This is a genomic window from Streptomyces mesophilus (assembly GCF_011044995.1).
GTDB classification, from domain to species: domain Bacteria; phylum Actinomycetota; class Actinomycetes; order Streptomycetales; family Streptomycetaceae; genus Streptomyces; species Streptomyces mesophilus.
In genome coordinates, this window is sequence record NZ_JAAKZW010000496.1 from 1 (window position 1) to 660 (window position 660).

Genomic DNA, 660 nt, shown 5'->3' on the forward strand with positions numbered 1-660 from the left:
CCCCCACACACCACACCCCCTGGCACACCACCCCACACCCACACAACCTGTGAAACGGGCCGGCGAGGGTCGGTTTTCCACGGGTGCGCGTGGTGCGGTCTTGGTGGGATACGAGTGTGGGCCGCCCCGAGGGCTCGGGGTGGCCAGGGATCTCGTCGATTGAGATTCAGATGAGCTGTGTCCTGCCAAGGCTTTCGGTGTCTTCGTCGCCGGTGGCGGCTGCCTGCGCGTACCTCAAAGCACTCGTGGTGACGGTCTTTCCGTAGCACACGGACCAGGAGTTCGCGCCGACTCCTGACTTGGGGCAGGACCAGGTGGTGCCTTGCCAGACGCCGGCGGAGTTGTAGAGGCTGACGGTGGCCGAGACGCGGTAGATGCTGTCTAGATTGTTCCGGACGATCACTGCGCCTTGTACGGAGCCGCCGCTTGCTGACCTGATCACGCAGACCTGCGCGCCGACGTTGGTGTCGAGCCTTACAGTGCTGGCGCATTTCCAGGTACTGGAGCTGGAGGTGATCGGGTTTGTGTTGCCGTAGAGGTTGTCCCGTATGGGGTCTGAGTTATCCCGTGAGGGCCATGTTGTGAAGGCGTGCGATGCCGAGTGCGGCCTGGTGAACGCCGTTGCCCTTCAGTCGGCAGTCCCGCAGGATCTTCCAGTTC

Annotated in this window: 1 protein-coding gene and 1 pseudogene; both read right to left on the bottom strand. The window is 63.3% G+C overall.

What is annotated here, in order from left to right; translation table 11 throughout:
* Window positions 1-166: 166 nt before the first annotated feature.
* Window positions 167-403 (bottom strand): hypothetical protein, encoded by a 237-nt coding sequence (locus G6045_RS40760; RefSeq protein WP_165337282.1) that lies wholly within the window; start codon window positions 401-403, stop codon window positions 167-169.
* Between the two features lie 157 nt (window positions 404-560).
* A pseudogene (locus G6045_RS40765) lies at window positions 561-660 on the bottom strand (IS5/IS1182 family transposase); the annotation flags it as partial.